General features: G+C 74.4%; 8 protein-coding genes, 2 tRNA genes and 1 pseudogene. 7 read left to right on the forward strand and 4 right to left on the reverse strand.

The window, feature by feature from the left end; translation table 11 throughout:
• Complete coding sequence (locus ACF1GV_RS14695) at nucleotides 1–870, reverse strand: bifunctional DNA primase/polymerase (RefSeq protein ID WP_391680309.1); 870 nt, start codon at nucleotides 868–870, stop codon at nucleotides 1–3.
• Here ACF1GV_RS14695 and ACF1GV_RS14700 point away from each other — a divergent pair.
• From ACF1GV_RS14700 to ACF1GV_RS14710, 3 genes and pseudogenes are all read left to right on the forward strand, one after another.
• A pseudogene (locus tag ACF1GV_RS14700) lies at nucleotides 850–1151 on the forward strand (hypothetical protein). The gene ACF1GV_RS14695 and the pseudogene ACF1GV_RS14700 overlap by 21 nt on opposite strands.
• Nucleotides 1152–1615: 464 nt before the next feature.
• Nucleotides 1616–2164 (forward strand): SigE family RNA polymerase sigma factor, encoded by a 549-nt coding sequence (locus ACF1GV_RS14705; RefSeq protein ID WP_391680310.1) that lies wholly within the window; start codon nucleotides 1616–1618, stop codon nucleotides 2162–2164.
• A gap of 145 nt (nucleotides 2165–2309) precedes the next feature.
• Nucleotides 2310–3965, forward strand: coding sequence for a long-chain fatty acid--CoA ligase (locus tag ACF1GV_RS14710; RefSeq protein ID WP_391680311.1), 1656 nt, complete (start codon nucleotides 2310–2312; stop codon nucleotides 3963–3965).
• An 85-nt stretch (nucleotides 3966–4050) separates the two neighbouring features.
• Here ACF1GV_RS14710 and ACF1GV_RS14715 read toward each other — a convergent pair whose 3' ends face one another.
• Nucleotides 4051–5295: an MFS transporter gene (locus ACF1GV_RS14715; protein ID WP_391680312.1), complete on the reverse strand. Its 1245-nt coding sequence runs from the start codon at nucleotides 5293–5295 to the stop codon at nucleotides 4051–4053.
• A gap of 129 nt (nucleotides 5296–5424) precedes the next feature.
• On the opposite strand from ACF1GV_RS14715, the gene ACF1GV_RS14720 reads away from it, so the two are divergent.
• Nucleotides 5425–6003: a TetR family transcriptional regulator gene (locus tag ACF1GV_RS14720; protein ID WP_391680314.1), complete on the forward strand. Its 579-nt coding sequence runs from the start codon at nucleotides 5425–5427 to the stop codon at nucleotides 6001–6003.
• A gap of 1 nt (nucleotide 6004) precedes the next feature.
• Here ACF1GV_RS14720 and ACF1GV_RS14725 read toward each other — a convergent pair whose 3' ends face one another.
• Together ACF1GV_RS14725 and ACF1GV_RS14730 are read right to left on the reverse strand one after the other, a co-directional pair.
• The gene (locus ACF1GV_RS14725) at nucleotides 6005–10759 is read right to left on the reverse strand and encodes a PAS domain-containing protein (protein ID WP_391680316.1); all 4755 of its coding nucleotides are present in this window, start codon (nucleotides 10757–10759) and stop codon (nucleotides 6005–6007) included.
• 277 nt (nucleotides 10760–11036) lie between these two features.
• Nucleotides 11037–11534, reverse strand: a complete 498-nt coding sequence (locus ACF1GV_RS14730; RefSeq protein WP_391680318.1) for an SSI family serine proteinase inhibitor — start codon at nucleotides 11532–11534, stop codon at nucleotides 11037–11039.
• Between the two features lie 159 nt (nucleotides 11535–11693).
• On the opposite strand from ACF1GV_RS14730, the gene ACF1GV_RS14735 reads away from it, so the two are divergent.
• The 3 genes from ACF1GV_RS14735 (at nucleotide 11694) to ACF1GV_RS14745 (ending at nucleotide 13441) form a co-directional block, all read left to right on the forward strand.
• Nucleotides 11694–11784, forward strand: a tRNA-Ser gene (locus ACF1GV_RS14735).
• Nucleotides 11785–11999: 215 nt separating this feature from the next.
• Nucleotides 12000–12072: transfer RNA gene (locus tag ACF1GV_RS14740), tRNA-Arg, on the forward strand.
• Between the two features lie 169 nt (nucleotides 12073–12241).
• Nucleotides 12242–13441 carry an NAD(P)/FAD-dependent oxidoreductase gene (locus ACF1GV_RS14745; RefSeq protein ID WP_391680319.1) on the forward strand — a complete coding sequence of 400 codons (1200 nt, stop codon included), beginning with the start codon at nucleotides 12242–12244 and terminating at the stop codon, nucleotides 13439–13441.
• The last annotated feature ends 26 nt before the right edge of the window (nucleotides 13442–13467 follow it).

Genomic DNA, 13467 nt, shown 5'->3' on the forward strand with positions numbered 1-13467 from the left:
TCACGGCCGATGTCCTGTCAGCCGTGCCGCCGACGCGATCGTCGCTCGGGCCTCGTGTTCAGTCAGGCCCGTGTTCAGGGCCGCGTCGAGCAAGGGTGCCAGCAGGGCCTGGCCGAAACCGTTCTCGTAGGCGCGGCAGGCGGCCCAGAACAGGCGGGTGTTGCGCTGGCCCTGGTGTGCCGCGAGGACGAAGTGGACCAGGCCCTGGCCGTGTGGGTGCGCCGGCTGGTGGGGCGGGTGGTCCTCGCGCGGGGGCGGCAGCAGCAGACGCAGCAGCGAGGGCGGGCAGGGTGCCGGCGTCAGGTGGGCGCTGCCGGGGGCGACGGTGTACTCGCCGTGCTCGGTGCGTGAGCCGGGGCCGACCAGGTAGCCGCCGGCGCCGCGGATGTCGATGCCGGGGGCGAGGCGGCTCGCGGAGTTGGGGACGGCGGTGTCCGGGGGGCCGGTGAGCCAGAGGTGGCGGCCGCCGGAGGGGGTCAGGACGACGACTGTGGGCGGGATCGTGAACAGGTGGCGCAGGGCCAGCTCGCGCAGAGCGGTGGCGGAGTCCGTGCCGGTCTTGGTGTCGAGGTCGATGCCGACCAGGTGGTGCGGGGGCAGTCCGCAGGCGATGCCGTAACCCGTGGCCCAGGGGGCGGCGGCGAACAGTGCGCGGATGCGTGCGGGGTCGGTGGAGGCGTCGTACACGCCGTGGCCGAGGCGGCCGCACTCGCCGTGACAGGGCGGGGTGCCTGCGGGGTCGTCGCGGTGGGGGGAGCGCAGGGCCGGGAGTTTCGTCCGGGACAGGGGGATGACGGCCAGGCCGCGTTCGGCGGCTGAAAGTGCGTGGGCGAGGGCCAGCGTCCTGGCCTGCCGGTCGGTGGGGGCCATGGCTTTATTTTCGTACGTGAGTTCGAAAATGGGAAGGCGGCCGGCAACGGGGCCCTCGCGGGGGACGGATCGAGCGCGGCCGTCACCAACGCCGTCCAGGGCATCGTGGGCAGCGGAGTCGGTGGCGGCAACAACGGCAACGCGTCGACCACGCAGCAGCAGGCGACCGGCTCCGGCGCCCCAACCAGAGCAACGCAGCCCAGGTGAACGGCTCCGCGTTCACCGCGGTCAACCAGGGCAACGAGAACGTCGCCGTCGGCTTCTCCCCGCTGTGGTGGTGAGCTGAGGGCCGGCGCGTCAGTCGCCGGCCCCTCGGTGCCCGTTCGAGGTGTGCTCTGTGGGGTGGTTCACATGGTCAGCGCGGCGGGGCTCCGGCACCGCCGCGCAGGCGCGTGCGCGGGCCACATGGGTGCGGGTGCGGCATGGGGGGCCGCCGCGCAGGCGCGCGGGCAGGCCACATGTGTGCGGAGGTACGGCGAGGGCCGCTGCCCAGGCGCGCGAGCAGGCGCGGTGCCCGGACGTGCCGCCGGGCCGACCCTGGTGACGGCGGCGACCGTGGGGCCGGCATCGGCGCTGGTCCCGGCCGTGGACGCATGGCATCCTCGGGGTTCGTCCCGCAGGCGGGTCCACCCTTGGGTCCACCTCTGGGAGGTGGGGCGAACCCCACCCCTACAACCTGAGGGGGACTTCGCTTCGGGACCTGCGGGTGATCCGCGACGACGGTCCGCGCTCCTAGCGTGGAGTCATGACCACACCCGTCTGCACCAGCGCTTCGACGGCCGCGACGTGGGCGCCGCCGTACACGTCCTTCTCGGCGTACGTCCGGGCCCGCCAGTCGGCGCTGCTGCGTACCGCCCGCTCGCTCACCGCGAACCCGAGCGACGCGGAGGACCTGCTGCAGACAGCGCTCACCAAGACGTACGTCGCCTGGGAGCGCATCGAGGACCACCGCGCGCTGGACGGCTATGTGCGCCGGGCGCTGGTGAACACCCGCACCTCGCAGTGGCGCAAGCGCAAGGTCGACGAGTTCGCGACGGACGAGCTGCCCGAGCCCGACCCCGCCCTCGTCGGCGACGACCCGGCCGAGCGCCAGGCGCTGCACGACGCGATGTGGCGGGCGATCATGAAGCTCCCGGCGCGGCAGCGGGCGATGGTGGTCCTCAGGTACTACGAAGATCTCAGCGAGGCACAGACGGCGGAGGTGCTCGGCGTGTCGGTGGGGACGGTGAAGTCGGCGGTGTCGCGCGCGCTGGGCAAGCTGCGCGAGGACCCGGAGCTGATACCGGCGCGCTGAGCCGGTCCGAGTCGTCGCTCACACCGGTTCCGTGACCCAGGGCGCAGTGATCGATCACCGCCGCCTAGTGACATACCGCGTGGTATGTGCGCAGAATCAGCGCATCCGTTACCACCGCGTAGGCGACGTCGCCCGGGAGGACGCCGTGCAGAGCACGATGCAGGACGTACCGCTGCTGATCTCAAGGATCCTGACCCATGGGTCGACGGTCCACGGCACCTCGCAGGTGACCACCTGGACGGGTGAGGGGGCGCCGCAGCGCCGCTCCTACGCCGAGATCGGCGCCCGCGCCGCCCAGCTGGCGCATGCCCTGCGCGAGGACCTGGGCGTACGCGACGACGACCGCGTGGCCACCCTGATGTGGAACAACGCCGAGCACGTGGAGGCCTACTTCGCCATCCCCTCGATGGGCGCGGTCCTGCACACGCTCAACCTGCGTCTGCCCGCCGAGCAGCTGACCTGGATCGTCGGCCACGCCGCGGACAAGGTCATCGTGGTCAACGGTTCCCTGCTGCCGCTGCTGGCCCCGCTGCTGCCGCACCTGAAGAGCGTCGAGCACATCGTGGTCACCGGCCCGGGCGACCGCACGCTGCTCGCGGACGCCGCGCCGCAGGTCCACGAGTACGAGGAGCTGCTCGCCGGGAAGCCGACGGCGTACGACTGGCCGGAGCTGGACGAGCGGCAGGCCGCCGCCATGTGCTACACCTCCGGCACCACCGGCGACCCCAAGGGCGTGGTCTACAGCCACCGTTCGATCTACCTGCACTCCATGCAGGTCAACATGGCCCAGTCGATGGGCCTGACCGACCAGGACACCTCCCTGGTCGTGGTGCCCCAGTTCCATGTGAACGCCTGGGGCCTGCCGCACGCCACCTTCATGACCGGCGTCAACCTGCTGATGCCGGACCGGTTCCTGCAGCCGGCTCCGCTCGCCGAGATGATCGAGAGCGAGAAGCCGACCCACGCGGCCGCCGTCCCCACCATCTGGCAGGGCCTGCTCGCCGAGCTGCACGCCAAGCCGCGTGACGTCTCCTCCCTCCACCAGGTCACCATCGGCGGCTCGGCCTGCCCGCCCTCCCTCATGGAGGCCTTCGACCAGCTCGGCATGCGGGTCTGCCACGCCTGGGGCATGACGGAGACCTCCCCGCTCGGCACGGTGGCCCGCCCGCCGGCCCACGCGGTCGGCACCGACGAGGAGTTCGGCTACCGCCTCACCCAGGGCCGCTTCCCCGCCTCCGTGGAGGGCCGCCTCACCGGCCCCGGTGGGGAGCGCCTGCCCTGGGACGGCGAGTCGGCGGGCGAGTTGGAGGTGCGCGGCCCGTGGATCGCCGGCGCGTACTACAACGGCCCCGACGCCGAAGCGCTGCGCCCCGCCGACAAGTTCAGCGAGGACGGCTGGCTGAAGACCGGTGACGTCGGCACCATCTCCCCCGACGGCTTCCTCACCCTCACCGACCGGGCCAAGGACGTCATCAAGTCCGGCGGCGAGTGGATCTCCTCGGTCGAGCTGGAGAACGCGCTGATGTCCCACCCGGACGTCGCCGAGGCCGCCGTCGTCGCCGTCCCCGACGACAAGTGGGGTGAGCGCCCGCTGGCCACGGTCGTCCTCAAGGAGGGCTCGACCGCCGACTTCGAGTCCCTGCGTGCCTTCCTCGCCGAGGAGGGTCACATCGCCAAGTGGCAGCTCCCGGAGCGCTGGACCATCGTCGAGACGGTCCCGAAGACGAGCGTCGGCAAGTTCGACAAGAAGGTGCTCCGCAGAAAGTACGCGGCGGGCGAGCTGGACGTCACCCAGCTCTGACACCGACGGCTTACCCAGGGGGCGGGCGCGTCACCGTCGTACGACGACGACGCGCCCACCGCCCGCCCGCTCCCCGGCGAGACACTCACCGGCGTACCGCCGTGGCGCCCCAGCCGATCGCCAGCCAGGCCGCCGCCACCACGCACACCCCGCCCCAGCCGAAGTGGCCGAAGGCCGGTCCCGCCAGGGCCGAGGCGAGCGCGCCGCCGGCGAAGCCGCTGACCACGTAGGCGGTGTTGGCGGCGGCCGGGGTGGTCGTGGTGGTCAGTGCCAGGGTCTGGTTGGCGACGTGGGAGGCGACCAGGGCGGCGTGGATGGCGATCGCGGCGGCGAAGAGCGCGGCGATGACATGGCCGCCGAGCCAGAACAGCGGCACCGAGACCGCGGCGACCAGGTAGGCCGTGCGGACGACCTTCGCCGCGCCGAACCGGTCGACCAGGCCACCGGCCAGCGGCGCGACCACGCTGGCCGCGAGCCCGAAGAGGCCGAACAGGCCGGCCGTCGCGGTCGACAGGCCGTAGACCGGACCCGTCAGCAGCAGGGCGAGCGAGGTCCACAGGGCGCTCCACGCCCCGAACATCCCCGCCTGCCGCACGCACGCCCGCCACAGGTCGGGCGAGCGGCGCACCAGGGCGGGCAGCGCGGCGATCCCGGCGAGGAAGCCCGCGCCGCCCTTGCGGGCCGACGGCAGGACGACCGCGGTAGCCAGGCCCAGCGTGAGCGTGAGGACGCCCGAGCCCGCGAACACCCAGCGCCAGCCGAACGCCTGCCCGGCCAGACCGCCGACCACGCGAGCGGCGACGATGCCCGTGAACAGGCCCGCGATGACGGCGGCGACGTGGAAAGCGCGGCGGTCGGCGGGCGCCCGTTCGGCGACCAGCGGCACCAGCAGCTGCGGGATGACGGTCGCCGCGGCGGCGACGAACACGGCGCCCGCCAGCGCGCCGATGCCGGGCGCTGCGGCCCCGGCGGCCAGCGCGAGGGCGGTGAGGACGGTGAGGGTGGTGACCAGCCGGCGCCGGTTGGCGGTGTCGCCGAGCGGGGCGAAGAACAGCAGGCCGACGGCGTAGCCGAGCTGGGCGACGGAGGCGACCCAGGCGATCGCCGGCGGGGTGGAGCCGAAGTCGTGGGCGATCAGCGGGAGCAGCGGCGCGGCGAGGTAGATGTTGGCGGCCGTGACCGCGGTGCAGACGGCGATGAGGATCAGGAAGAGCGCGGAGGAGGGGGTGCGGGGGCCTGCGTCGCGCCCCACGGGGCGGCGGACGCCGTGGGGCGTCGAGGACAGGGGCGCCGGGGACACGGGGGTCGAGGACACGGGGGTCGAGGACATGGGGAGGGACTCCTTCGAGCCGGCTCTCGCAACTAACTGGTTGGTTGGATGCTGGGAGAACAGTCTGGAGGCCCGGTCGATTCCCTGTCAACCAAACAGTTGGTTACCCGAGCGGCTACCCTGTCGCCCATGGCAGCAAGGGACCCCGAGGCCACCAAGGCCCGCATCTTCGAGGCAGCCGTCGCCGAGTTCGCCCGGCACGGCATCGCGGGCGCCCGCATCGACCGCATCGCGAGCGAGGCGAAGGCCAACAAGCAGCTGATCTACGCCTACTTCGGCAACAAGGCGGAGCTGTTCTCCCAGGTCCTCGGCCGCTCCATGGTCGACCTCGCCGCCGCGGTGCCCGTCGACCCGGACGACATCGAGGGCTGGCTGGACCGCCTCATGGACTATCACGCCGCCCACCCGGAACTCCTGCGCCTCCTCTACTGGGAAGGCATCGAGTACGGCACCGCCGAGCTGCCCGACGAGGCCGAGCGCCAGGACCACTACGCCGCCAAGGTCGCCGCGATGCGCGACGGTCAGGAACGCGGCGTGATCAGCGACGCGATCCCGCCCGCCGACCTGCTGTTCCTGCTCATCGCCCTGGCGAACTGGGTCACCGTCGTCCCGCAGATGAGCCGCATCCTCGTCGGCGCCGACGGCCCCGACCGCGCCCGCCTGCGCGCCTCGGTGCAGGAGGCGGCCCGCAGGATCATCGCACCGTGAGCTAGTTCGTGCCGATGCGGGCCAGCAGGTCGACGATCCGTGTCTGGACCTCCGTGCTGGTGGACCGCTCCGCCAGGAACAGCACCGTCTCGCCGGACGCCAGCCGCGGCAGGTCCGCCTGGTCGACGGCGGCCGTGTAGACGACCAGCGGGGTGCGGTTGAGCTGCCCGTTCGCGCGCAGCCAGTCCACGATCCCGGCCCGCCGCCGGTGCACCTGCATCAGGTCCATCACGACGAGGTTCGGCCGGAACTGCCCCGCCAGCGCCACCGCGTCCGCATCGCTCGCGGCCCGCGCGACCTGCATCCCGCGCCGCTCCAGCGTCGCGGTCAGCGCCAGCGCGATCTCCGCGTGCTCCTCGATGAGCATCACCCGCGGCGGATGCTGCTCACTGTCCCGCGGCGCGAGCGCCTTCAGCAGTACGGCCGGGTCGGCGCCGTAGGCGGCCTCCCGGGAGGCCTGTCCGAGGCCCGCCGTCACCATCACCGGCACCTGAGCGGCCACGGCGGCCTGCCGCAGCTGCTGCAGCGCGGTCCGGGTGATCGGCCCGGTGAGCGGGTCCACGAACAGCGCGGCCGGGAACGCCGCGATCTGCGCGTCGACCTCCTCGCGCGAGTTGACGATCACCGGCCGGTAGCCGCGGTCGCTGAGCGCCTGCTGGGTGCTCATGTCCGGCGCGGGCCACACCAGCAGCCGGCGCGGGTTGTCCAGCGGCTCCGGCGGCAGCTCGTCGTCCATCGGCTGCGGCGGGGGTGCGTCCGCGACCTCCACCGCGCCGCCCGGACCGTCCAGCGGCTCGGGGCCCTCGGCAGCGTTCTCGTCCGGCGCCCCTATGGCGTAGGACCGTCCCGCGCCCTCGGTACCGGGCTGCACCAGCCGCGCCTGCCCGGCGAGCGACGGCTGCGGCACGGGGGTGCCGGGGCCGGCGGGACCGGCGGGTGCCGGTCGCTGGGCGGGTGCGGCGGGCGTGCCGGGCCCGGGGGGCGTCGAGGGGTCGGCCGCGGGATGCGGACGGGCCGTCTGCTCCGCGGCGCCGGCGCGCGTGGCGGGATCGGGCGGCGTGCCCAGCTTCCGGCGCCGCCCGCTGCCCCCGGGCGCGTGCGGCGGCGGGGTGGCCGCCCCCCGACGCGCGGGCTCTGCGGCACTCGGGGCCTGCGCCTGGACGGCCTGCCGGGTGAACGGCACACCCTGCCCCAGCGTGCGCACGCTGATCGCCCGGCCCTGCGTGGAGTTCGGATCCACCCGCCCGGGAGCCTCGGCGGGCAACGGCTGAGCGGCCCGGGAGGCGGGGGTGCCCGCGGGGGGTGTCGGGGAGCCCGTGGGAGGTACGGCGGTGGCGTCGGCCGGCGGCACGGGGGCCCCCGGGTTCCCCGCGTTCGGCGGCACCGGGGCCGCACCGGGGGTGGCCAGAGCTCCGGTCGTGTGCGGGGGTCCGGCCGTGGGGCCGGCCGGGGGTACGGCCGGGGGTACGGCGGTCCCGGCGCCCGGCGTGGCGTCGGCGGCCGGCCACTGCTGCGGGGCGGGGGTGCCCTGCGGCGGGGTGCCCTGATGACCGGGGGCGGCCTCGGCGGGGAGCGGCTGGGCGGCGCCCGGCACGGGGTGCGGGTGTGGGTGCGGAAGGCCGTGCGGGGGAACCGGCTGTGCCGGTGCGGCCCCGCCGGTGGCCTGCGCGGGGATCGGCCGCCCGGCGCCCGCCTGGCCGGGGGCGCCGTGAGCCGTGGTCGGCAGGCCCGGCGTGCCCGCAGCAGGGAGGGGGTGGGTCACAGCGGCCTGCGCCGGGGTGGGCTGACCCGGCGTGGACTGAGCCGGGATCTGCCGACCCGGGGCCGGCTGTTCCGGGGACACCGGTGCGGGGAGCGGCTGCGCGGCCGCGTCCTGGGCGCCGGGCTGACCGGTGGCACCGCCCTGGGGCGGTACGGCCGGGCCGGCCGCGGCGCCGGGAGCCATCGGGCCGACGGGACCGGGAGGGATCGGCGTTGCGGGGCCGACCGGGGTCGCCGTATCTGCCGGAGCAGCCGGAGCGCCGGTACCGGCATCGGGACCTTCGGGAGTCGTCGCCGTACCGGAAACATCCTCAGCACCAGGTACCCCAGCAACCTCAGCGGCACCGGACACCCCCGAGCCCACCGGCCCGGCGTCCCCCGGCTGGGCGGCCGCGCGGCGGCGTCGGCCGGTCGGTGCGGTCGTCGGGTGGGGCTGGGGCGGCGTGTGGTCACCGGAGCCGTCGTGCGGCGCGTCGTCGCGGCCGTGGGCGGCGAGGACGTCCGCGGGCACACCGGGCCCCGGCACCGGCATGGGCACCGGCATCGGCACGGCCTGCGCCGCCCCGGGCTGAGCCCCGCCGCCTGGCGCGTCAGGCCCGGCGACCGGTGCGACCGGAATGCCGGCCGGCGCGACGGGGCTTCCGGCCGACGCCTCGGGGCCGCCCGTGGGACCGTCCGGCCCGGTGCCGGCCGGGCGGTCGACGTCGGCGGGCGGCAGGGCGAAGACGGTGCGCGGCGCGGCCTCCTGCGCGGCGGCGCGCTCCTGTGCGGCCGCGAGGGCACGGCGGCGTCGCCCGGTCGGCTGCGGGGCGTCGCCCGAGTCCGCCGCGTCCCCGGTGGCGGCGGGCAGTGCGGGCGGCAGGGCGTTCTGCTCGCCGTCGGCCGCGCGCCGGGCGCGCCGTCCGGTCGGCGCGGGCACGCCCTGCGGCGGCACGGTCCCGCCCAGCCCGGTGCCCACGGCCGCGGTCCCGGCGGCATGCTCGTCGGCGGTCATCACGGCGCCCTCGGCCGGGGAGCCCGTCGTGTCCGGCGTCGCGGCAGCGCGGCGTCGCCGCCCCGTGCCGCCACTGCCGGCCAGCTCCAGGGCCGCGCCCTCGGCCGGCGTCTCCTGCTGAGGCGGCGCGGCCGCACGCCGGCGCCGTCGCCCGGTACCGCCCGAGGCCTCGGTGGAGCCCGACGGCTCCTCGGCGGCGTCGAGTTCCAGGAACGCGTCGGTCGACGAACGCCGGGCCCGCCGCCGCCCGCCACCTGAGGTCTGACCGTCGGCGGGGACCTCCTCCGAGCCCGGGGCGATGGGCTGGGCGGCCCCGGCCGGGCCGGCCGTGACGGCTCCGGCGCCGCCGCCGAGCGGGACCTCGAGGACGTACGCGCTGCCGCTCATGCCCGGCACTTCGTGCGTCTGCAGCACGCCGCCGTGGGCGCGCACGATGCCGCGCACGATCGGCTCGTGCACCGGGTCGCCCCCGGCGTACGGTCCGCGCACCTCGATCCGCGCGACCTCGCCGCGCTGCGCCGCCGCGACGACGACGGTGTTGTCCATGTAACCGCCCGTCGACACGGGCGCGTTGCCGGTGGCGTCGACCCCGGCGACGTCCGCGACGAGATGCGCGAGCGCGGTCGCGAGCAGGTGCGGGTCGACCTCGGCCTCGATGGGCGGCGCGTGCATGGCGAACTGCACCCGGCCCGGGCCGATCAGCTCGACGGCCCCGTCCACCCCGGAGGCGACGACGGCGTCGAGCATGACCTTCGTCCGCGTGATCTGCTGCCCCGCGGCGTCGAGCCGCTGGTAGCCGAGGACGTTGTCGATGAGGGTGGTGATGCGCGCGTAACCGGCGCTGAGGTGGTGGAGCACCTGGTTGGCCTCGGGCCACAGTTGCCCGGCGTCGTCCGCGGCGAGCGCGGACAGCTCGCGGCGCAGCTCGTCCAGCGGTCCGCGCAGGGAGGTGCCCAGGAGGGTGGCCAGCTGGTCGTAGCGCGCGCTGAGCGCCTCGTAACGATCCTTCTCGCGCTCGCCGAGGGCGGCGTAGCGTTCCTCGCCGGCCGCCAGCTCCTCGGCGTGCTTCTCGCGCAGCTCCTCCAGCTCCGTGACATGGCTCTGGCGCAGCGCGGTCAGGTCGGAGGCGTGCTCCTCGGAGAGCCGCTCCAGCTCCTCGGCGTGCGCCTTCTCCAGCGCCGCCTTCTGCTCGGCCAGGGCATCGTAGGGCCGCCGGTCGGTGAAGGTCATGACGGCGCCGACGAGCTGGTCGCCGTCGCGCACCGGCGCGGTGGTCAGGTCGACCGAGACCTTCTCCCCGCCCTTGGACCACAGCACCTGGCCGCGCACCCGGTGCTTGCGCCCGGAGCGCAGGGTGTCGGCGAGCGGGGAATCGTCGTACGGGAACGGCGTGCCGTCGGCGCGCGAGTGCAGCACGAGGTCGTGCAGTTCCTTGCCGCCGAGATCGCTGGCGCGGTAGCCGAGGATCTGCGCGGCGGCCGGGTTGACGAGCACGATCCGCCCGTCGGTGTCCGTGCCGACGACGCCCTCGGCGGCGGCGCGCAGGATCATCTCGGTCTGCCGCTGCGAGCGGGCCAGCTCGGCCTCGGTGTCGATGGTCCCGGACAGGTCGCGTACCACGAGCATCAGCAGCTCGTCGCCGGTGTAGCCGTAACCGTCGTAGGCCTGCTGGCCGTTCTCCAGATTCGCGCTGGTGACCTCGACCGGGAACTCTGTGCCGTCGGTGCGCCGGGCCATCATCCGCGTCGGCTTGGTCCGCGCCCGCGGGTCGATGTGGTCGGGCCGGCGCATCGAGCCGGGGATGAGCTTGGAGTCGAAGCCGGGCAGCAGATCGAGCAGCCCGCGCCCGACGAGGGCGGTGCCCGGGGTCTCGAACGCCTCCAGCGCGATGGTGTTGGCGTTGACCACGGTGCCGTTGGCGTTGACCAGCACCAACGCGTCGGGCAGCGCGTCCAGTATGGCTGCGAGGCGAGCAGCGCCTCGGGATGGCCTGCTGCTCACGAGACGCTTCCTCCCTGTTACCGCACCTTGCCGACCGCTTCGGCCATCTTGCCAACCGGCCCGCGGCGTGTCACGCCGGGGAGTCTACGGGGAGCCGTTGCGGCTGCGATGCCGGATGAACGGGTTGCCCGGAGGTCCCGGCGGCGGCCTCGTCGCGGGCGGCCGCCGGGGCCTGTTCACGGCTGTGCCGGTCCCGTGTGCGTCCCGTACGACTCCTGCGCGAGTCCTTGTTCTGTGTCCTGCGTCTGTCCTGCGTCAGTCCCGCGCCTGTCCGGCCTCAGTCCCGCAGGTCGGGGAGCAGGGGCACGAAGCGGTCCCACCGCCCGATCTCGCAGCCGTCGCCGCGGTCGAACCGCGCGTCGACCGGGCGCCCGGCCCAGGTACCGGTCACATGGGCGGTGGCCGGCCCGCCGTACTGCATGGTGCACATGGTGCCCTCCGGCACGGGCGCGAAGGTATCCCGGCCCCACCGGGTGTTGTGGTCCAGCGCCCGGCAGGCCCCGGCCGCGTGCGGATGGGTGCCGCCGTCCGGGTGGCAGAACACCTCGTACGTCCCGTCGCGCCCCTGGCCGGCGCCCTGGACGGTGACGACGAGGTGATCACCGCTGACGGGCCGGTCCTCGTCCCGCACGGGCGGCGGCATGAGCGAGCCGCTGCCGCTCTGGTCGTACGCGAGGGAGGGGGCCGCGGACAGCGAGCCGGCGGCGACGGTGACGGCGGCGAGGACGAGCAGGCGGCGCAGTACGCCGGGCGTCGACTGGGTGACGTGTGTCATGACGTGTCTAACGCGTCCCGCGACGGGACGTTTCGCCGCACGGCAAGGGCTTTGCCCTCCGGCCCGACTGCCTAGTACCGTGGGAGCCGATTGGTGACACGACGCTCGACTGTGTCATCATCTGCACGCACCACTCGCGCTCGCGCGGGCGGCTGTGCTGGAGGCGTCGCCTAGTCCGGTCTATGGCGCCGCACTGCTAATGCGGTTTGGGCCTTAAAGCCCATCGAGGGTTCAAATCCCTCCGCCTCCGCGCTCGATCACCGAAGCCCCGGTCCACAAGGACCGGGGCTTCGTCGTTCCCCGGCGGTTCGCTCTCGATCGGCCGATCATGCGAACTGGGCATTTCCGCAGGTCAAGCAGGGTGTGCCTAACGGATTTCACATGTCGGCGGCAGTCATGTAATGTTCTTCCTGTCGCCGCGAGCGGGCCGAAAGGACCGGGAGCGGGGGCAAAACAAAAGAACAAGCACTCGTAGCTTAACGGATAGAGCATCTGACTACGGATCAGAAGGTTGCAGGTTCGAATCCTGCCGAGTGCACACAGAACAGAGGCCCCGGAGAAATCCGGGGCCTCTGGCGTTTCAGGACGTATGCGGCCCGCCCATCGCGCCCCGACCGTGTGCAGTGATCCGGCTCACCCCGTGTCACAGCCGCACAGGGGGCGGTGTCTTGGGGGTGAACGGTCACCACCACAGACCAGGAGGGCTCATGTCCGAGACCATCGACGTCGTCGTCATCGGTGGCGGGTACGCCGGTGTCATGGCCGCCAACCGGCTCACGCAGCGCGGCGACGTATCCATCACCCTGATCAACCCGCGTCCCTCCTTCGTGGAGCGGATCCGGCTGCACCAGCTGGTGGGCGGCAGCCACAGCGCCGTCGTCGACTACCGCAAGGTGCTGGCCGAGCGTGTGCGGCTGGTCGTCGGCAGTGTGGAGCGGATCGACAGCGGCGGGCGCCGGGTCGCGCTGGCCGGCGGCGACGCTCTGCGTTACGACTACCTGATCTACGCCGTCGGCAGCGGCAGCGCCGATCCCCAGGTGCCCGGGGCCGCCGAGTTCGCCCGTCCGATCGCCTGCCTGGAGGACGCCGAGCGGCTGCGGCCGCTGCTCGACGCCGCCCCGGCGAAGGCCGCGGTGACCGTCGTCGGGGCCGGGCCGTCCGGTATCGAGACCGCCGCCGAGCTGGCGGAACAGGGGCGGGCCGTGAGCCTGGTGTGCGGCGGGCCGCTCGGGCCGTCGCTGCACGCGCGGGGACGACGCACCGTCGCCCGGCGGCTGGCCCGGCTCGGGGTGCGTGTGCTCGACGGGCCCGGCACACAGGTGACGGAGGTGACCCGCGACGCCGTCACCCTCGGGGACGGCCGTGTGGTGCCCAGCGACGTCACCGTGTGGACCGCCGGGTTCGGCGTGCCGGACCTCGCCGCGCGCAGCGGGCTGCGGACCGACGCCCTGGGTCGGCTGCTCACCGACGAGACGCTGACGAGCGTGGACGACGAACGTGTCGTGGCGGCCGGGGACGCGGCGGCGCCCTCCGGTCTGCCGTACCGGATGGGCTGCCAGTCGGCGGTGCAGCTCGGCCCGCAGGCCGCCGAGACCGTGCTCAGCCGGATCGCGGGCACCGCGCCCAGGCCCGTCCAGGTCGGCTTCGCCGGCGTGTGCCTGAGCCTCGGGCGTCGCGCGGGTGTCTTCCAGTTCGCGCACCGCAACGACGTCGCCGTCCCGTTCCACCTGGCCGGCCGTCCGGGCGCGAAGCTCAAGGAGGTCATCTGCCGCAGCACCGTCTGGCAGCTGGGCTACGAGGCGCGCCGCCCCGGCGTGCGCACCTGGTGGGCGAAGGACGCCAAGCGCCGGCAGCTGCTGCAGTCCCGCCGCGTCGCGGTGCCCGCCACCGCCGGACCGGCAGCCTAGACACTCGGGACCGACCGCGGGCAGCC

It is taken from the genome of Streptomyces sp. NPDC014006 (assembly GCF_043088925.1).
Lineage (GTDB): Bacteria > Actinomycetota > Actinomycetes > Streptomycetales > Streptomycetaceae > Streptomyces.

Excerpts from the sequence above, each read along its gene's own strand:
- ACF1GV_RS14695 (WP_391680309.1), bottom strand. The coding sequence starts at position 870 with ATGGCCCCCACCGACCGGCAGGCCAGGACGCTGGCCCTCGCCCACGCA.
- ACF1GV_RS14705 (WP_391680310.1), top strand. The coding sequence starts at position 1,616 with ATGACCACACCCGTCTGCACCAGCGCTTCGACGGCCGCGACGTGGGCG.
- ACF1GV_RS14715 (WP_391680312.1), bottom strand. The coding sequence starts at position 5,295 with ATGTCCTCGACCCCCGTGTCCTCGACCCCCGTGTCCCCGGCGCCCCTG.
- ACF1GV_RS14720 (WP_391680314.1), top strand. The coding sequence starts at position 5,425 with ATGGCAGCAAGGGACCCCGAGGCCACCAAGGCCCGCATCTTCGAGGCA.
- ACF1GV_RS14730 (WP_391680318.1), bottom strand. The coding sequence starts at position 11,534 with ATGACACACGTCACCCAGTCGACGCCCGGCGTACTGCGCCGCCTGCTC.
- ACF1GV_RS14745 (WP_391680319.1), top strand. The coding sequence starts at position 12,242 with ATGTCCGAGACCATCGACGTCGTCGTCATCGGTGGCGGGTACGCCGGT.